Source organism: Streptococcus panodentis, from assembly GCF_017884005.1.
GTDB classification, from domain to species: Bacteria; Bacillota; Bacilli; order Lactobacillales; family Streptococcaceae; genus Streptococcus; species Streptococcus panodentis.
The window spans coordinates 67,979-87,023 of record NZ_QFAY01000007.1 but is presented as its reverse complement, the minus strand read 5'-3'; the positions used below and the strand labels follow the sequence as shown (position 1 = coordinate 87,023).

Genomic DNA, 19,045 nt, shown 5'->3' with positions numbered 1-19,045 from the left:
AGCTCGAATCAGCTAACTTGAGCTTAATCAGCTCTTAGCGATCATTCAACTCATCACATGACTAGTTGAAACCAACACATAACATGAAAACATTGATAACGGGTAGGTCCTGCCTATCCGTTTTTTCTAAATAATGTTATAATAAATTGTAAAATAAATTAATAGGAGAATTAACCTCATGGCTCGCGAATTTTCACTTGAAAAAACTCGTAACATCGGTATCATGGCTCACGTCGATGCTGGTAAAACAACAACCACTGAACGTATCCTTTACTATACCGGTAAGATCCATAAAATCGGTGAAACCCACGAAGGTGCTTCACAGATGGACTGGATGGAACAAGAACAAGAGCGTGGTATCACCATCACATCTGCGGCAACAACAGCCCAATGGAAAGACTACCGCGTCAATATCATCGACACCCCAGGACACGTGGACTTCACTATCGAAGTACAGCGTTCCCTCCGTGTCCTTGACGGTGCGGTAACCGTTCTGGACTCTCAGTCAGGTGTTGAACCTCAGACTGAAACCGTTTGGCGCCAAGCGACGGAATACGGTGTTCCCCGGATTGTCTTTGCCAACAAGATGGATAAAATCGGTGCAGACTTCCTTTACTCAGTAAGCACGCTGCATGACCGTCTGCAGGCCAATGCTCATCCAATCCAACTGCCAATCGGTGCCGAAGATGACTTTACTGGTATCATTGACCTGGTAAAAATGAAAGCTGAAATCTATACCAATGACCTTGGTACAGATATTCAGGAAACAGACATTCCAGCTGACTACTTGGAGCAGGCTCAGGAATGGCGTGAAAAATTGGTGGAAGCTGTTGCTGAAACGGATGAAGAATTGATGATGAAGTACCTGGAAGGTGAAGAAATCACTGAAGAGGAACTGAAAGCCGGTATCCGCCGTGCAACCATCAATGTTGAGTTCTTCCCCGTTCTGGCCGGTTCTGCCTTCAAGAATAAAGGGGTTCAGCTCATGCTGGATGCAGTTATCGACTACCTGCCAAGCCCGCTGGATATCCCAGCTATCAAGGGTGTGAATCCAGATACGGATGAAGAAGAAACTCGCCCTGCGTCTGATGAGGAGCCATTTGCAGCGCTTGCCTTCAAGATTATGACAGACCCATTCGTTGGCCGTCTGACCTTCTTCCGCGTTTACTCAGGGGTTCTCAACAGCGGTTCCTATGTATTGAACACTTCTAAGGGCAAACGTGAGCGTATCGGACGGATTCTGCAAATGCACGCCAATAGCCGGAATGAAATTGATACTGTCTATTCAGGAGATATTGCTGCTGCCGTAGGTCTGAAAGATACGACAACCGGTGACTCCCTGACGGACGAAAAAGCGAAAATCATCCTTGAGTCAATCAACGTTCCAGAACCCGTTATCCAGCTCATGGTTGAGCCTAAGTCTAAGGCAGACCAAGACAAGATGGGGATTGCCCTGCAAAAACTGGCTGAAGAAGATCCTACCTTCCGCGTTGAAACCAACGTTGAAACAGGTGAAACAGTTATCTCTGGTATGGGTGAGCTTCACTTGGATGTCCTAGTTGACCGTATGCGCCGTGAGTTCAAGGTGGAAGCAAACGTAGGTGCGCCTCAGGTATCTTACCGTGAAACCTTCCGTGCTCAAACATCAGCTCGCGGATTCTTCAAGCGCCAGTCTGGTGGTAAAGGTCAGTTCGGTGATGTTTGGATTGAATTCACTCCAAATGAAGAAGGAAAAGGCTTCGAGTTTGAAAATGCCATCGTCGGTGGTGTGGTTCCGCGTGAATTTATCCCTGCCGTTGAAAAAGGTTTGATTGAGTCAATGGCCAACGGTGTCCTTGCCGGCTACCCAATCGTTGACGTCAAAGCGAAGCTGTATGACGGTTCTTACCACGATGTCGACTCATCTGAAACAGCCTTCAAGGTTGCGGCTTCACTCGCTCTGAAAGAAGCTGCGAAAACTGCACAGCCAGCTATCCTTGAGCCAATGATGCTGGTAACTATCACTGTTCCGGAAGAAAATCTGGGTGACGTTATGGGCCACGTAACAGCTCGCCGCGGACGCGTAGACGGTATGGAAGCACACGGCAACAGCCAAATCGTTCGTGCCTATGTACCGCTTGCTGAAATGTTCGGTTATGCGACGGTTCTGCGTTCTGCTTCACAAGGACGCGGTACCTTCATGATGGTCTTTGACCACTACGAAGATGTACCGAAGTCAGTACAGGAAGAAATTATCAAGAAAAACAAGGGTGAAGCATAAGAATTTGCCCAAGCAAAAAACGCTCGAAATTCGGGCGTTTTTTCTGTGGTTAAAATAAGAGGAATCAGGTATTGCTAGCTTTAAACTTCAGTAGATTCAGAGAGTTGGCCGGGTCAAAGTCTTCAACTGCTGTCAGGGAATCCTTGTCAAGAAGGTAGACCGTGTCGCAGATTTTAAAGACTTCGGATAGGTTGTGGGAGGTCAGCAGGATGATTTTGTCAGCGCTGTATGCTTTCAGCAGCTCGTAGGCCGCAAACCGTCGCAGCTCGTCAAGGCCGTCCAGCAGTTCATCTAGGATGATAAGGTCGCTGGGAAGAGCCAGGACATAGAGAAGGGCGAAGAGCTCTTTCATCCCCAGAGAATATTTGCCGATTTTTTTCTTTAAATAATCCGCTCCGCCCATTTTTTCTAAATTCTCCTGGAAGGCGGCTAGCTCCTCCGAGCTCAGGAGCTGCAGATAGTCCTGGGCCGACAGGTTCTTATCAAAGATATCCAGGCTGGGAATGTAGGCGACTTTTCCGCTTTGGATTTCCCCTCCGAATCCTTTGACTTCTCCGTTGATCAGGCTGAAGAGGGTGCTCTTGCCAATGCCGTTGGGGCCGATGATGCCATAAAGCCCCGGACCAGTCAGTTCAAAGTTTAAATTTTCAAAGATAGCAGTGGTGAGATTGTTTATCCTTAATTCGGTCATGCTTTCCCCTCCTTGCGATAGTAGAAGTTTTTATAGAGCTGATAGGAGGCCAGAGTAAAGATTAGGCTCAGACTAAGCAGGTAGAAAATCCCTATCAGAAAGGCATTATTGGGAAGGACAGCCGCGTCGTTGAGGAGCTGGCCGTAGCCCAGATATTCAAAGGGGAAAAACTGCTTAAGCGGCTGGAACCATTCCTCCTGAGCCAAGGTCAGAAAGCCAGTCAGGAAGACAATAATTAGGCCGATGACAACCAGGCTTTTCTTGAAAATGAGAGCCAGGAGTTGACCCAGGCTAGCCAGAAAAAGGAGGGCAACTAGAAAGAGAGCCAGCGTTTGCAGGACAATCTGCCAGATGGGGACAATGGTCCGGCCCAGCAAATAGGGATAGCTCCAGGTGCCGAAGCTGTCCAGCAGGCCCTTGGCTAGATAGAGGACAGCGAAGAGCAGGAGGGTGAATAGGAAGGTCACCAGAACAGGAACCAGCAATTTGATGAGCAGGTGCTTGAGCTTGCGGCCGCCCAGCAGCTGATAAAAACGAATCTGTGAGCTCTCAATCTCGCTGCTGAGGGAGTCAGCTATGAGGACAGTGAGGAGGACAAAGATGGTGGTAGAGGACAGCCAGCCTGTCATGATGTGACCGATGTTAAAGGCTGCTTCGCTTGTGCTATTAACCCTAAATCCAGGTATTCCGCCAACTGCCTTCACTGCTTCGCGGTAGCGGATACAGGCCTTCAGATTCTGATAGCTATCGGAATTCTTGTCTGTCATGGCTTCCAGCTGGACTAGTGCATCCTGATATTCTAGCTGGAAAGCTTTCTTCAGATCCTTCTTTTCTAAAGCAGCCAGTTCTTCTGACAGGAGCTTTTCTTTTTCTTGTTCTTGAATAAGCTGCTGCGAGATGGTTTGATCATCAGGATCAAGCTGGGCCTGATTTTGTAAATTTTTCACCGATTGCTTACTTTGCTGGAGCTGCTCTCTGATAAAAGTCAGATTGCTGTCAAAACTCTGCTTGTTTATTGTCGTTTGGTAAAAGGCAAACAAGCCTAAAAAGATAGCCGCCAGCAGAACTAAACAAATTTTATTTTTGGGACTGTTTAGAAATCGTTTGAGTTCAAAGTAAAAAAATGCCATGGTTTTACCTCGCAGATATTGGGACTCTGGAAAGAAAAATAAGGTCTGGGAAACTAGGCTAGGGATTTTCCGAGAGTCTCTCAGAAGTTTCTGGATAGTGGGTGTTATAATACTTTGTAGATTACCTATGTTTATTATAGCAAAACCCTAGAAATAGTAAAGTGTTTTCGTAAATAAAAATTAAAATAATTGAATTTTTATACAATCTTAAAAAATGGCTGAAAGGTCTATGTTTTCTGAAAAGGAATGAAAACTTTCGAAAGAAATGATGCCTTCTGTTAATCTTAATGAAATCAGTTGCAATTTCACTCAATTAAGTATATAATAGAAATGTTGAAAGGTGATTTGTAGCAACTCAAGTTACTATTTTCACATAAATTTTTTTGATTTTCATAAGGAGGAAATCACGAATGGTAGTTAAAGTTGGTATTAACGGTTTCGGACGTATCGGTCGTCTTGCTTTCCGTCGTATCCAAAACGTAGAAGGTGTTGAAGTGACCCGCATCAACGACCTGACAGACCCAGTGATGCTTGCACACTTGTTGAAATACGACACAACTCAAGGTCGTTTTGACGGAACTGTGGAAGTAAAAGAAGGCGGATTTGAAGTGAACGGCAAATTCGTGAAGGTTTCTGCTGAGCGTGACCCAGAACAAATCGACTGGGCTACTGACGGCGTAGAAATCGTTTTGGAAGCAACTGGTTTCTTTGCTAAGAAAGAAGCAGCTGAAAAACACCTTAAAGGCGGTGCTAAGAAGGTTGTTATCACTGCTCCTGGCGGAAACGACGTTAAAACAATCGTATTCAACACGAACCACGATGTTCTTGACGGTACTGAAACAGTTATCTCAGGTGCTTCATGTACGACAAACTGTTTGGCTCCAATGGCGAAAGCTCTTCAAGATAACTTCGGTGTTGTAGAAGGCTTGATGACAACTATCCACGCTTACACTGGTGACCAAATGATCCTTGACGGACCACACCGTGGTGGAGACCTTCGCCGTGCGCGTGCTGGTGCTGCTAACATCGTTCCTAACTCAACTGGTGCTGCCAAAGCTATCGGTTTGGTTATCCCAGAATTGAACGGTAAATTGGATGGTTCTGCTCAACGCGTTCCAACTCCAACAGGATCCGTTACTGAATTGGTTGCTGTTCTTGAAAAGAATGTAACTGTTGACGAAGTGAATGCAGCGATGAAAGCAGCTGCTAACGAATCATACGGTTACACTGAAGATCCAATCGTATCTTCAGACATCGTGGGTATGTCTTACGGTTCATTGTTCGACGCAACTCAAACTAAAGTGCTTGACGTTGACGGCAAACAATTGGTGAAAGTTGTTTCATGGTATGACAACGAAATGTCTTACACTGCACAGCTTGTTCGTACTCTTGAATACTTCGCGAAAATCGCTAAATAATTGAGAGTAGGGAGGTCCGATAAGGACCTCTTTTTTTGGTGGCTGAGAGAATAATTGACTAAAATAATAAGTTTTTTCTGAACAAATCTAATGGTTTCTGCTTGTTTGTAACCTTGCGTCATGAGATATAATGAGGGAGAGAGGAAGAACATGAAAAATAAAACATACAGCAGCGGTCAGGTGGCTGCTTTAACTGGTCTGACAATTCGCAGCATTCAATATTATGATCAAATCGGTCTTTTGCCATCGTCCGGCCGAACTGAAGGCGGCAGGCGTATTTATCAGGAAAGTGACTTGGTTCAGCTGGCTCAGATTATGATGTATAAAAAATTGGGCTTTTCTCTGACGAGTATTAAAAAGGAACTTTTGCTTTGTCAAAACAGTGAGGATCTGCTGGGGCTTTTGGAAAAACAAGCCTTTCATTTATTGAGTCAAATAGAGCAGCTAAATACTGCCTTTGCTACCATCCAAGCCATGTCAGAAGTGCTTGAATGGGGAGTGGAACCGTCTTTTGCTGCTCTTCTGAAGAGTCTGCAGTTTCTGCCTCAGGATTCTATCTTTAAGGATACTCATAATTTTTTCTCTGACCAAGACAGGAGCAGCTTGCAGCGGTCTTTTCAGGATGTGGAAGATGCCCAAGCCTTTTATCATAAGTGGAAGAAAATCATGATTGAAGCAGCAGTTTTTCAGGAGAGCGGTCTTACTGCTGATCATTTCTTAGTTCAGGAACTGGCTGAGAGATGGAGGCAGCTGACGGCATCTTTTGCTCAAGAGCATGGCGAAGAAGCAGTTGAAAAAATAAAGGCAATGGGACTGGAAAATCAGCTGACAGAAGATCAGACAGAACTGAACAGAGCCCAAGCTTTTCTGGAGGCAGCTTTGAGGCTTTATTTACAGAAGCAGGTTTAATTTACCTAAATGAGAAAGGGGGGCTGTGAAATGAAAAAAGCTGAAAAAAAGAAAGGCCGGCTTTGGAAGCAACTGTTTTTGTTCATCAGTCTTTCGGCTTGTTTCTATACTGTCAGAAGTCTCTTTTTTGCTATCCCGGAAGTCGGTCATTTTAAGACTAAAGCTGGTCAGGCTGCTTATCTGAAAAGCTATGAGCGAATTATGGAATCAATGCCAGTAAAAGCGCAGGTTCAGGATGTTGAAACATCTTGGGGGCTGGTCAGGGTTTACCGATGGTCAAATGAGACGGTTACTGATAAAACTCCGGTTCTTCTTTTTCCGGGGCACAGTTCCGGAGCGCCGATGTGGCAGGGGAATATCAGTTATCTGATGCTCCAGCACCCTGTTTATGCTTTTGATCCTTTAGGTGATGCGGGGAAGTCAAAACAGGCCCTTCCTTTGAAAAATATGCAAGATGTTGCTGATTATGTCAATGAAATGTTGGATCGGCTGGGGATTGAGAGGGTGCATCTGGTTGGCCATTCTTTTGGTGCTTCGTCAGCAGCTTATTTTGCTAATGATTATCCTGCAAGAGTAGCCTCGCTAGCTTTATTAGAGCCTGCCTTTGCCTTGAATTATCCTGATGTTTCCGTTTTTTTCTGGGGGACGGTCAGTTCGATTGAGCTGTTTCCAGAATCTTGGAGGAGTCAGGCCTTGGCGCAGATATCTGGTGAGGACGCCAGCGAGGTCCGTTCAGATGATGATATGGCCAAGATGATCAAGGCAGCGTCAAGTTTCTATTCAACTGAGCTGCCGACTCCCAGTCCGATTGATGAAGCAAGTTTGAAAGACTGGAAGTTTCCTGTTTATCTGGCTTTGGCAGAAAAATCTAAAATGACTGGGGATTCAACCATGAAACAGGCAAGAAAAATTCCAAGACTCACCATGAAAACCTGGCCCAATACCAGCCATTCACTGCCTATGGAAGTTCCTCAGGAACTTGCTCATGAATTACAGGTATTTTGGAAGCAGGCCGAAAGCAACTGAAAACTTCCATGTTTATTTGTAAAAAGAGGGCAAAAGCAGAGCCTGCAAACAGGAAATAAAATGGATATAGTGATTTTGCTATCCCTTTCACGCAAATTGTGATATAATTAGCATGTCAAAAAAATATTAAGGAGTCTATATTCATGGCAAAACTTACTGTTAAAGACGTTGATTTGAAAGGCAAGAAGGTCCTCGTTCGTGTTGACTTCAACGTACCTGTAAAAGACGGTGTGATTACCAATGATAACCGTATCACAGCGGCTCTTCCAACCATCAAATATATCCTTGAGCAGGGTGGACGTGCAGTGCTCTTCTCTCACTTGGGCCGTGTCAAAGAAGAAGCAGACAAAGAAGGCAAATCTCTGGCACCGGTAGCCGCTGATTTGGCAGCGAAATTGGGTCAAGATGTTGCTTTCATCCCAGGAGTAACCCGCGGGGCAGAATTGGAAGCAGCCATCAATGCCCTGGAAGACGGCCAAGTCCTCTTGGTGGAAAATACGCGCTTCGAAGATGTGGACGGCAAGAAAGAATCTAAAAATGAGCCTGAGCTTGGCAAATACTGGGCATCTCTGGGCGACGGTATCTTTGTAAACGATGCCTTCGGTACAGCTCACCGTGCGCACGCTTCAAACGTTGGTATTTCTGCTAATGTTGAAAAAGCGGTTGCTGGTTTCCTGCTGGAAAACGAAATTGCTTATATCCAAGAAGCGGTTGAAGCTCCAGAACGTCCATTTGTAGCCATCCTTGGTGGTTCAAAAGTATCTGACAAGATCGGTGTAATCGAAAACCTGCTTGAAAAAGCGGATAAAGTCCTGATCGGCGGCGGGATGACTTACACCTTCTACAAAGCTCAAGGTATCGAAATCGGTAACTCACTGGTCGAAGAAGACAAGCTGGATGTAGCCAAAGCTCTGCTTGAAAAAGCCAACGGCAAACTGATCCTTCCGGTTGACTCAAAAGAAGCTAATGCTTTTGCGGACTACACTGAAGTCAAAGATACTGAAGGCGAAGCAGTAGACCCAGGCTTCCTTGGTTTGGATATCGGTCCAAAATCAATCGCGAAATTTGACCAAGCGTTGACTGGTGCCAAGACAGTTGTCTGGAACGGACCGATGGGTGTCTTTGAAAATCCTGACTTCCAAGCTGGTACTATTGGTGTCATGGACGCTATCGTCAAACAGCCAGGCGTGAAATCTATCATTGGCGGCGGTGACTCAGCAGCTGCAGCCATCAACCTTGGACGTGCAGACAAGTTCTCATGGATCTCCACTGGTGGTGGTGCTTCAATGGAACTTCTTGAAGGTAAAGTTCTTCCAGGACTTGCAGCACTTACTGAGAAGTAATTTGAATATGGGAAAGGCGGTTAACCCGCTTTTTCTTTTATAGGAGAATACAAATGTATGCCATTATAGCAACTTTGGATAAGTTTTCACAAGAACAAGTTCGTTTAATCTGGCACAAGCTAAGTATCAATAATCTCTCAAACTATGCTTATGAAGTGGATAATAGAGAACCACACCTTACCTTGGCTTCTCTTGAAAGAATGGAATTGCCGGCTATCCAGCTTATCTTAAACAAATTAGCAAAACAATATTCAGTATTAGACTTGAACTTTAGTTCGATATCTTCCTTTTTAGGAAGCTCGATTGTTACACTCAATCCGGTTAAAACGCCAAAGATGACTGCTTTTCATGCAGAGTTACACGGAGAGATAGAAGTTTATGTATCAGAGTTCTCTCCTTATCTCCCCAATAACTGGGTTCCGCATGTGACCTTAGCTAATCGAATTGAGTATAAAAAATTGTCTCAAGTTTATCTTTTTTGTTTGGAACATTGCCCACCAATAACCGGTACAATAACTGGTCTAAAACTCATTGAAGTGGGAAATGATGGACAGGTAGAGGAATTATACGAAGCCTCTTTACTCTAAAAGATTCTTGTTTTTGAATCCCCATTGAGAAAAACGCCCTTCCAGGATTTGCGATGGCACTAACAGAAAATAGGCGATAAGTTGAAATCTTTGATTTCGTTGATGCACTCCCGCAAGATAGACTAGGCAGGTCAGGAGTATAAACGAAATGAACTGCCAATCATCACTGCGCCTTTCGACGAAAAGAGGCCGGGACAATAGTCCTTAGCCTCTTATTATAGTTCGTATTAAAATCATGACGCAGTAGCCGATTGAACTCTTCGTTCGCTTTTCAAGCTCGGAAGAGCTCCTAATCGGCCTTGCGGGGCTGGGACGACGAAATCGAGACTACGTCTACCGATTTCTGTCCCTCCGCCTTTTTAGTGCCGTCATTAGAAAATGATAGAGTTCGGCTTTTCGTTTTAGCTCCTATTTCAGCATCTGATTTTTAGACATAAGTTTACATAGTATAAACTTATGTCGGTTTAAGCCAGAAATAATGGGAAAAATCCCGAATTTCACTTGGAAAATTCCTAAAAAATTGTTAGTATAAATTGATTAGTAGTGACAAAAGATGCAAGGCTGCCTTGCTGCAGTCTTGTTGCTCATTGGAGAAGGAGAGGATTATGGAAAAGAAGGAAGTATTTAGTTTTCGGAAGAACCGGGCTGTCAAGAGTCTGTGCGGAGCAGTCTTAGGAGCGGTTCTGCTAATGGCTGGGACTGGCCAGCTGGCTGCGGCAGACGAGCGGTCTGCTTCGGCGGGCTCAGGGGATACAGAGCTTAATGCTGGAGGCAATGCTGCGACCAATCTAGCTGAGGAAGCGGGGGCTGCCAGTCAGGCGGCCCAGACCAGTCAAGATCAGGCCGGTCAGACTTCTGGCGGGATCAAGGTGACAGTGCCGGACCCTGCTCTGGAGAAGGCAGTCAAGGAAGCCCAAGAGGCCGGTGTGACACTTGTGGAGGACGAGGCTGCTGACAAGGGGACGGCCGCCAACTCCTCTGAAGTGGAGGAAAAGCGGGCGGAAATTACGGCTGACTATCAGGCCCAAACAGAAAAAATCAAGGCTGAGACAGCGGATTACCGACAGAAAATCGCAAACTATGAGGCGGAGCTTGCCCGTATCACCGCAGAAAACAAAGCGACAGAAGAAAGCTATCAAGCTGCTAAAAGGGCTTATGAGGCTGAAACTGCCCGTATTGCTGCGGAAAATGAAAAACTCAAGGCTGATTACCAGGCTGCCTTGCAGCAGTATGCAAAAGACCTAGCGCAAGTTCAGGAGGCAAATGCTGCCAAGGAGACGGCTTATCAAGCAGATCTGACAGCTTATCAGGCTGAGCTGGCTCGGGTACAGAAAGCAAACGCTGACGCTCGGACGGCTTATGAGACGGCCCTTGCGGCCTACCAGACAGATCTGGAAAGGATTCGCAAGGCCAATGCTGCAGCCAAGGCGGCCTATGAGACTGCTCTGGCAGAAAATCAGGCCAAAAATGCCCAAATTGAAGCGGATAATGCTGCCATCAGAGCTCAAAATGAGCAGGCTAAGGCGGCCTATGAAGCAGCGCTCAGCCAGTATGAGACTGACTTAACTGCAGTTCAGCAGGCCAATGCAGCTAATGAAGCAGCCTATCGTACAGCGGTAGCGAATTATGAAGCCGACTTGGCCCGCGTTCAGGCTGCTAACAAGGCAAAAGAGGAGCAATATGCCGCAGAGCAGGCTGCCTATCAGACCAAGCTGGCCCGCATCCAGGCAGAAAATCAGGCTAAAAAGGCAGCATATGACCAAAAACTAGCAGAAAATCAGGCCAAGAACGCCCAAATCACAGCTGCTAACCAAGAAATCCAAAGGCAGAATCAGGCAGCCCAGGCAGCCTATCAGGCCCAGCTGACCCAGTACAATGCTGATCTGGCAGCCTACAATGCCAAGCTGGCTAAATACCAGCAGGACAAGGCTAAATATGACGCGGAGCAGGCTCAGATTGCTGCTGATCTGGCTATTGCAGAAACCAAGAAAAATGAAGACGGCAACCTGAGCCGTCCAATGGCTCAAAGTCTGGTGTTCAAGTCAGAGCCCAATGCTCATCTGTCGCTGACGACGACGGCCGAATTCGTCAGCTATGCAGGCATGGAAGCAGCCGTGAAGAATACAGCAGAATTTTCCAAAAAACTCTTTCAGCTGGATAACTTCAAAGTGACAGATATTCAAAAAACGGCTTACCAGACCAGTCAGCAGGAAAGCTTTGGGACGGTTGGTCAGTATGCGGACTATAATTCCAATGTCACCAGCGGCAAGGGGCCGACCGAATGGTCTTCTGTCTTGCTGAGCCGTGGGCAGTCTGTCACAGCGACCTATACCAATCTTGAAGGGACCTATTATCGCGGGCGGAAAGTTTCTAAAATCGTCTACACCTATACACTGGATCCAAGCTCTCAATTCAAGAATGACAAGGCCTGGCTGGGGATTTTTAAGGATCCGACCATGGGAGTCTTTGCTTCGGCCTATACTGGCAATACGGAAGATGTCACCTCTCTCTTTGTCAAGACGGACTTTGTCTTTTATGATGAAAAGGGGCAGGCTATCAACTTTGACAAGGCCCTGATGTCTGTGGCCTCTCTTAATCGGGAAGCCAACTCCATCGAGATGGCCAAGGACTACACCGGAACCTTCAATAAAATTTCGGGTTCATCAATTGGTGAAAAAGATGGCCAGATCTATGCGACTGAGTCTGAGAACTTTAAAAAAGGAGTAGGCGGTTCTCGCTTTACCATGTACAAGAATAGCCAGGCAGACTCTGGCTGGGATACAGCAGATGCCCCAAACTCCTGGTATGGAGCCGGTGCTGTCGAAATCTCTGGTTCCTCTAACAGCATGACGATTGGGACCATTTCCTCTTCAGAAGTATTAGGCCAGCCTGCGGCTGCCGATCCGCGCCGGACCGATAAGTTAGCTCCTAAAAAGCCGAATATCTGGTTTGCTATTAACGGGAATGTCCGGGCCAATAATCTGCCCCTCATCACGATGGAAGAGCCGGAAGCGCCAGTCGCACCAACGGCTCCAGCAGCTCCCAAGGAAGAGGCAATCCAGTCATTGGAAGCGGCGCCAACAGCACCGACCCCGAAGACGTTGCCGACTCCGCCAGCGGCCCCAACCTATGAGACAGAGCCGCCAGCTCCAAGTCGGACACCGGACTCTCCTGAGCCCCAAAAACCGTCAGAGCCAATCTATGAAGTAGAAAAAATGCTTCGGCCGGCGTTGGCAGAGCCCGTTTATGAAAAGGAGCCAACCCCTCCGTCAGAGCCGGTCTATGAACCGGATCCGACAGCACCGACCCGGACGCCGGACTTGCCAGAGCCTCAGCAGCCGTCAGAGCCGATCTATGCTTCTCTGCCGACTTCGCCGATTGAGCCTGCGTATGAGCAAGAACCAGCCGCTCCGGCAGTACCAACCGTTCATTACCATTACAATCGCCTGCGGGTGCAGCTGCAGGTCAATAAAGCCTTCCAGCATGATCCAGATACTATTGCTGAGAAGACCTTGCCGGCCGGCAAACAGGCGCCTGCAGCCACGCTTCCTAAGACAGGAAGCAGCGAATCTGTCTACATGCCTTATCTGGGGATGGCTGCTCTGATTGGCGCTCTTGGTCTGGCAGGCTTGAAGCCTAAAGAAGACTGAAGATAAAATGAATCTGTCCCAGCTGGGCTTCAGAGGGGACTGAGCGAACGTTTCTAGCCGAGGGAAAAAAGGCTGGCAGAGTTTAGTGCATCCGGTATTCATAAAAAAGAAGACAGCAGGAAAAGTTCGGCTGTCTTTTGTTCTGTTTTAAAAGTCAAAAGCATTTGTAACATTTTTTAAATATAATTATAAGAAAGCTGACATGAAAATAAGGTATGATTTTTGTAACTAACATATACTAAATGATACGGAGAACATAGTTATGAAAAAAGCATTTGCTAAAACGACTCTTGGTTTGGCTTCGGCGGCCTTTTTTGCAGCAATCGGCACTCAGGCTGTCAGTGCGGATGCCTATGTTGTGCAGCAGGGGGACTCTTTTTTTGGAATTGCCAGTGCCCGCGGAATGGATCCCTATGAGCTGGCTGCGAAAAACGGAAAATCTATTTTTGACACCATCAATCCAGGGGACATTTTGGAGGTGGACGGTGCTGCTCAGACCTATGATCCATACAACAGCACAGTCTATAATGCTGTCAGCAATGCAGATGCGGTTTCTGATACCGAAGACGTTGTCTTAAATACTCCGACGGATTTTGGCAATTCTTATCCGATCGGTCAGTGTACTTGGGGCGTGAAAGAAATGGCCCCTTGGGCCAGCAACTGGTGGGGCAATGCCAATACTTGGGCAGTTAATGCCAGCAGTCAGGGTTATGCAACGGGCTCTGTTCCGACAGTTGGTTCTATCGCTGTCTGGGACGGCGGCGACTATGGTCACGTTGCCTATGTGACGGATGTTCAGAGTGACGGCACGATTCAAGTGCTGGAAGCCAACTACAACCGCCAAAAGCAAATCAATAACTACCGCGGCTACTTTAATCCCGATGAATTTTTGGGCAATGTCACTTACATTTATCCAAACTAAAGACGGCAAAAGATTTAGAGCATTCTCTAAGTCTTTTATTATTCCCAAAAAAGGGGAAAGGCTGGCCTGCAAATTGCAGAAACTGACAGGCCGCAGGCTTCTTTTGCCGGAAAATATGTTAGAATGGACATAGGCGTCGTTTGAAAGAAGGAGACGAATGGGTTATTTTAATAAATACAAGTTTGATAAGTCAAAATTTCGGCTGGGTATGCGTACCTTTAAAACTGGACTGGCTGTTTTCATCATTCTGCTGCTCTTTGGGCTTTTTGGCTGGAAAGGGCTGCAGATTGGCGCTTTGACAGCTGTTTTCAGTCTGCGTGAGGATTTTGACCAGAGCGTCCATTTCGGTACATCGCGCATCTTGGGCAACAGCATCGGCGGCTTTTATGCTTTGGTCTTTTTTCTGGTCAATAGCTTCTTTAGGGAGCAGTATTGGGTGACCCTCCTCATAGTGCCTGTCTGTACCATGCTGACCATTATGACCAATGTCGCTATGAACAATAAGGCAGGTGTCATCGGCGGTGTGTCGGCCATGCTCATTATTACCTTATCCATTCGGCCGGAAGATTCTATTTTATATGTTTTTGCTCGGATTTTTGAGACATTTATGGGAGTTTTTGTAGCTATTCTTGTCAACTCCGATATTGACAGGCTGCGAACTCTTTTGAAAGGAAAAAAATAAAATCCGTGTAAGAAAATGTGACATTATTTCTTGACATAAAATTTATTTCAGCTATAATAGTGCATAGAGAGGAATTAGAATGAAGGAAAAAGAGTTTCGCCGAAATATGGCAGTCTTCCCTATTGGCAGTGTAATGAAGCTGACGGATCTGACTGCGCGTCAAATCCGTTACTATGAGGATCAAAATCTGATTACCCCCCTTCGTAATGAGGGCAATCGCCGGATGTACTCCTTAAATGATATGGATCGGCTTCTGGAGATTAAGGATTATATTTCTGAGGGCTATAATATCGCTGCGATCAAGAGGAAATATGCTGAGCGCCAGGCGAAAACCCATAAAACAATCAGCGAAAAAGATGTCCGCCGTGCCCTGCACAATGACATTCTTCAGCAAGGTCGTTTTGCTTCTTCTCTGCCCACCTTTGGTCACATGCGTCGACCATAAGCCATTTTGTTTTTGAAATTACAAGGAGAACTCTCATGTCAATTACAGCAGCTGATATCCGTCGCGAAATTAAAGAGAAAAATGTTACCTTTATCCGCCTCATGTTTTCCGATATTCAGGGAACGATGAAAAATGTGGAAATTCCTGCAACGGAAGAACAGCTTGATAAGGTCCTGTCCAACAAAGCCATGTTTGACGGCTCTTCTATCGAAGGCTTTGTCCGTATCAATGAGTCAGATATGTATCTTTATCCTGACCTGAATACCTGGACGGTCTTTCCCTGGGGCGATGAGAACGGCAGCGTAGCAGGCCTGATCTGTGATGTCTATACGACGGAAGGCGAGCCTTTTCAGGGCGATCCGCGCAGCAACCTCAAGCGGGTCCTCAAGCATATGGAAGAGCTTGGTTTCAAGTCTTTCAACCTCGGTCCTGAACCTGAATTTTTCCTCTTTAAGCTGGATGAAAATGGAGATCCGACGCTGGAAGTCAATGACAAGGGCGGCTACTTTGACTTGGCACCGACAGACCTGGCTGATAATACCCGCCGGGAAATTGTCAATGTCCTGACTAAAATGGGCTTTGAAGTAGAGGCCAGCCACCATGAGGTAGCGGTCGGCCAGCATGAGATTGACTTTAAATATGACGAAGTTCTGCGGGCCTGTGATAAGATTCAGATTTTCAAACTGGTGGTCAAAACCATTGCCCGTAAGCACGGTCTGTATGCCACCTTTATGGCCAAGCCCAAGTTTGGTATTGCGGGATCTGGCATGCACTGCAACATGTCCCTCTTTGACCAAGACGGCAGCAATGCCTTCTTTGATCCAGAAGATCCAAGGGGCATGCAGCTGTCGCAAACAGCCTACTATTTCCTAGGCGGCTTGATCAAGCATGCTTACAACTATACGGCTATCATGAATCCGACGGTCAACTCATACAAACGCTTGGTTCCTGGCTATGAAGCGCCTGTCTACATTGCCTGGGCCGGCCGCAACCGTTCACCGCTGGTCCGCGTGCCGGCATCGCGCGGCATGGGGACCCGCCTGGAGCTGCGCTCAGTGGATCCGATGGCTAATCCTTACATGGCGATGGCAGTCCTGCTGGAAGTCGGACTGCATGGCATTGAAAATAAAATTGAAGCACCGGAACCGGTGGAAGAAAATATCTATGTCATGACGGCAGAAGAGCGTAAGGAAGCGGGCATTACAGACCTGCCGTCCACCCTGCACAATGCCATCAAGGCCCTGACAGAGGATGAGGTCGTCAAGGCAGCGCTCGGCAGCCACATCTACACCAGCTTTGTCGAAGCTAAGCGAATCGAGTGGGCCAGCTATGCGACCTTTGTTTCTCAATGGGAAGTGGATAATTATTTAGATCTTTATTAATTGTATAGAGCGGGGCTGAGGCCCTGCTTTTTTAGGAGGAGGATGCCGATGACAGACTATCAAGAATTTATCCAGCAGGTTTTCCAAGACCAATATCGGGAGCAGTTCGGAGTGGAGGATTTGGACCGACTTGAGCCTCAGGATCTTTATCTGAAGCGGGAAATAGACGGAGACTTGGCGGCCCTGCTCCATGCCCAGCAGGTGCTGGACAATATCCATGTCAAGGCCTTGGTGGTGGATAAAGAACATCAGAAAAAAGGTTTGGGAGCCAGTCTGCTGGCAGAATTAGAAGAAAAGGCTGCAGAAGCTGGAGTAACTAGCATTACCTTGTCCACTAAATCTTATCAGGCCAAGGATTTTTACATCAAGCAAGGCTATGAAATCTATGGCCAGCTGGAGGACGTACCGCAAAAGGGTGTGGTCAAGTATCATTTTGTTAAGAGATTGAGCGGTTTATAGTAGCCTGTCTGTTCGGAAACTTCACCTTGAGTCAGCTCGCCTTAGGTGGTCGGCACACAAGCAAGCGACTTGATCGCTTCATTGTTAAACGAAAAACCTAAGGTCTTTTCGTTTGCCTCGCTTCAAAGCTCCAGTAGAGCTTTGAAGCTCTGACTACAGCGGCGACTGACTCCGTATCATCACTTTCAACGGAACATAAAATTGACAAACTTTAGACGACCAAGTCTTTCTTTGCTCCTCAATGAAAGCAAAGAGAGAATAATCATTAATTTCCGAACAAGTCTAGCGAATAACAGGGGATTTCGAGTCCCCTGTTATAAACTATCATTGCATACATACAGAATGTATGTTATAATTAAATATAGAAAAGGAGAAAAAATGATAACGAGTTTATATCCAGTTTTGATGTGTGAAAATCTTGAGGCTACAGCCAACTTTTTTATAGAAAATTTTCAATTTCGGGAAACTTTCCGTTCGGATTGGTATATTAGTTTAAAGAATATCGAGAGTGATTTTGAGCTTGCTTTTATTGATAGTAAGCATGGGACAGTGCCACAAGCCTACCAGTCTAAGGCGAGTGGCCTAATCATCAATATCGAAGTTGACAATGTGGATTGTCTTTATGAAGAATTGCGTCAGCAAGAAGAAATGGAGTTCCTTCTTCCCATTAAGAGTGAAGATTTTGGTCAGCGCCATTTCATTGTGGAAGCGCCGGGTTCTATTTTAGTAGATATTATCCAAGTGATTCCGCCGAGTGAAGATTTTGTGGCGAATTATCTGGGAGGAGAAGATGAATAAAAAGCAGCTAGCTTCACAAGAAACTATCAGAAAGATTTTAAAACTGGCCCGGAAAAAATTTTCAAACAAGGGTTATACAGACACATCTTTAGAGGAAATTGTCGAAGAGCTGGGAATGACGAGAGGGGCCTTGTATCATCATTTTAAAAATAAAAAAGCTCTGTTTCTAGCTGTTTTAGAAGAGGTGCAGTCTGAACTTGGACAGCATGTTGAAGCCAGCGCTTTAAAGGTTAGTGACACTTGGCAGCAGTTGACCGAAGGCTGTTTAGCATTTGTGCTTTTTGCAAATCGGAAAGAAAACAGGCGAATTCTGCTGACTGACGGTCCAAATGTTGTTGAGTGGGAAGAATGGCGAGGCCAGGATGCAGAAAATTCTTTGTATCATCTCAAGGAACAGTTGGAGTTTCTGCAAAAAGAAGACAAGATAATTTCACTTGATCTTGATGTAATGGCGCATATGATTTCAGGTGCTCTAAACGACCTTGCCCTATATCTAGCTGCACAGAAAAATATACAGGAGGCAAACCTGCGTCTGGCTGTGGAGAGTCTTCTGAGAGGATTTGGGAAACATGGCTAAGAAAATAAAGGATTACTATGATTTGGCTTATGCTGAGGAATTGTCTCAAAAAATTCAGAAGGCAACTGCTGCTTTTGACCAACAGAGGTTTCTGGATTTGGTAAAGGACCAGTTGGAAGCTTTGGAATTTGGTCAGCGACAGGAGCTGCTGGCGTCCAGTATCAAAAAATCCTTGCCTCTGTCTTATCCGGAGTCTTTAGTAGTTTTTGAAGAGATTTTAGGAGCGGAACTTGAGGGGAGTTTAGGCATGTTTTCTGAAGGCTACTGGCTGTGGCCGATTGGTAAATATGTGGAGTTATTCGGCGGACAGGATTTTGAAGCAAGTGCAGCCTTCTGCAAAGAATTGACCAAACGCTTTACAGGAGAATTTTCCATGCGGCCGCTTTTGGCCAATTTCCCTAGTGAGACGATGGCTTTGCTGCTGGACTGGAGCAAGGATGAGAATAAGCGGGTTCGGCGTTTGGCCAGTGAGTGTATGCGCATCCGGCTGCCTTGGGCAAAAAAACTAACGATTGTGTTAGAATATTTTGAAACCTTTAAGACTATTTTGACGAATTTGAAGGATGAAGCAGATAAGACCATTCAAAAAAGCGTGGCCAATAATCTCAATGATTTATACAAGGAAGATGAGGATAAATTTGAAGAGATTATCAGCAGTTGGCAGAAGGAAGAAGTCAGTGCAGCCTGTGCCTGGATTATCAAACATGGCTCTCGAACCAAGAATAAGCAAAACAAATAAGCTCTGCCGCTGGGCAAAGCTTATTTA

General features: G+C 46.0%; 17 protein-coding genes and 1 pseudogene. 16 read left to right on the top strand and 2 right to left on the bottom strand.

All coding sequences use genetic code 11. The features are described 5' to 3' along the window. Positions 1-178 precede the first annotated feature (178 nt). Positions 179-2,260: an elongation factor G gene (fusA, locus tag DHL47_RS04620; RefSeq protein ID WP_128834742.1), complete on the top strand. Its 2,082-nt coding sequence runs from the start codon at positions 179-181 to the stop codon at positions 2,258-2,260. 64 nt (positions 2,261-2,324) lie between these two features. Here the strand turns inward: fusA and DHL47_RS04615 are convergent, their stop codons facing one another. Further along, complete coding sequence (locus DHL47_RS04615) at positions 2,325-2,951, bottom strand: ATP-binding cassette domain-containing protein (RefSeq protein WP_209551061.1); 627 nt, start codon at positions 2,949-2,951, stop codon at positions 2,325-2,327. After that, positions 2,948-4,081, bottom strand: coding sequence for an ABC transporter permease (locus tag DHL47_RS04610; RefSeq protein WP_209551060.1), 1,134 nt, complete (start codon positions 4,079-4,081; stop codon positions 2,948-2,950). Before DHL47_RS04610 ends, DHL47_RS04615 begins: the two co-directional genes overlap by 4 nt. A 410-nt stretch (positions 4,082-4,491) precedes the next feature. Between DHL47_RS04610 and gap the strand changes: the two genes are divergently transcribed. The 15 genes and pseudogenes from gap (at position 4,492) to DHL47_RS04540 (ending at position 19,018) form a co-directional block, all read left to right on the top strand. Beyond that, entirely contained in the window at positions 4,492-5,499 is a 1,008-nt protein-coding gene (gap, locus tag DHL47_RS04605) for a type I glyceraldehyde-3-phosphate dehydrogenase (protein WP_061422198.1), read from the top strand. A 150-nt stretch (positions 5,500-5,649) separates the two neighbouring features. Continuing rightward, on the top strand, positions 5,650-6,408 hold the full coding sequence (locus DHL47_RS04600) for a MerR family transcriptional regulator (RefSeq protein WP_209551059.1): 759 nt from the start codon (positions 5,650-5,652) through the stop codon (positions 6,406-6,408). A 30-nt stretch (positions 6,409-6,438) separates the two neighbouring features. Further along, complete coding sequence (locus tag DHL47_RS04595) at positions 6,439-7,434, top strand: alpha/beta fold hydrolase (RefSeq protein ID WP_209551058.1); 996 nt, start codon at positions 6,439-6,441, stop codon at positions 7,432-7,434. A 143-nt stretch (positions 7,435-7,577) separates the two neighbouring features. Beyond that, the gene (locus tag DHL47_RS04590) at positions 7,578-8,777 is read left to right on the top strand and encodes a phosphoglycerate kinase (RefSeq protein WP_209551057.1); all 1,200 of its coding nucleotides are present in this window, start codon (positions 7,578-7,580) and stop codon (positions 8,775-8,777) included. Between the two features lie 53 nt (positions 8,778-8,830). Further along, positions 8,831-9,364 carry a 2'-5' RNA ligase family protein gene (locus DHL47_RS04585; RefSeq protein ID WP_209551056.1) on the top strand — a complete coding sequence of 178 codons (534 nt, stop codon included), beginning with the start codon at positions 8,831-8,833 and terminating at the stop codon, positions 9,362-9,364. 605 nt (positions 9,365-9,969) lie between these two features. Next, positions 9,970-12,570: pseudogene (locus DHL47_RS04580) on the top strand (GbpC/Spa domain-containing protein); the annotation flags it as partial. 9 nt (positions 12,571-12,579) lie between these two features. Beyond that, the gene (locus DHL47_RS13615) at positions 12,580-13,014 is read left to right on the top strand and encodes an LPXTG cell wall anchor domain-containing protein (protein WP_420853830.1); all 435 of its coding nucleotides are present in this window, start codon (positions 12,580-12,582) and stop codon (positions 13,012-13,014) included. A gap of 262 nt (positions 13,015-13,276) precedes the next feature. Continuing rightward, positions 13,277-13,936, top strand: coding sequence for a COG3942 and LysM peptidoglycan-binding domain-containing protein (locus DHL47_RS04575; protein WP_209551054.1), 660 nt, complete (start codon positions 13,277-13,279; stop codon positions 13,934-13,936). A 157-nt stretch (positions 13,937-14,093) separates the two neighbouring features. Continuing rightward, positions 14,094-14,618: an FUSC family protein gene (locus DHL47_RS04570; RefSeq protein WP_209551053.1), complete on the top strand. Its 525-nt coding sequence runs from the start codon at positions 14,094-14,096 to the stop codon at positions 14,616-14,618. Positions 14,619-14,697: 79 nt separating this feature from the next. Further along, positions 14,698-15,063 (top strand): MerR family transcriptional regulator, encoded by a 366-nt coding sequence (locus DHL47_RS04565; protein WP_128834728.1) that lies wholly within the window; start codon positions 14,698-14,700, stop codon positions 15,061-15,063. A gap of 35 nt (positions 15,064-15,098) precedes the next feature. Beyond that, the gene (locus DHL47_RS04560; protein WP_128834726.1) at positions 15,099-16,445 is read left to right on the top strand and encodes a glutamine synthetase family protein; all 1,347 of its coding nucleotides are present in this window, start codon (positions 15,099-15,101) and stop codon (positions 16,443-16,445) included. A gap of 48 nt (positions 16,446-16,493) precedes the next feature. After that, positions 16,494-16,904, top strand: coding sequence for a GNAT family N-acetyltransferase (locus DHL47_RS04555; RefSeq protein ID WP_209551052.1), 411 nt, complete (start codon positions 16,494-16,496; stop codon positions 16,902-16,904). Between the two features lie 378 nt (positions 16,905-17,282). Beyond that, the gene (locus DHL47_RS04550; protein WP_209551051.1) at positions 17,283-17,702 is read left to right on the top strand and encodes a VOC family protein; all 420 of its coding nucleotides are present in this window, start codon (positions 17,283-17,285) and stop codon (positions 17,700-17,702) included. Further along, a complete protein-coding gene (locus DHL47_RS04545) occupies positions 17,695-18,279 on the top strand; it encodes a TetR/AcrR family transcriptional regulator (protein WP_209551050.1) in 585 nt (194 codons plus the stop codon). The genes DHL47_RS04550 and DHL47_RS04545 overlap by 8 nt, the downstream gene beginning before the upstream one ends. Then, entirely contained in the window at positions 18,272-19,018 is a 747-nt protein-coding gene (locus DHL47_RS04540) for a DNA alkylation repair protein (RefSeq protein WP_209551049.1), read from the top strand. The genes DHL47_RS04545 and DHL47_RS04540 overlap by 8 nt, the downstream gene beginning before the upstream one ends. The last annotated feature ends 27 nt before the right edge of the window (positions 19,019-19,045 follow it).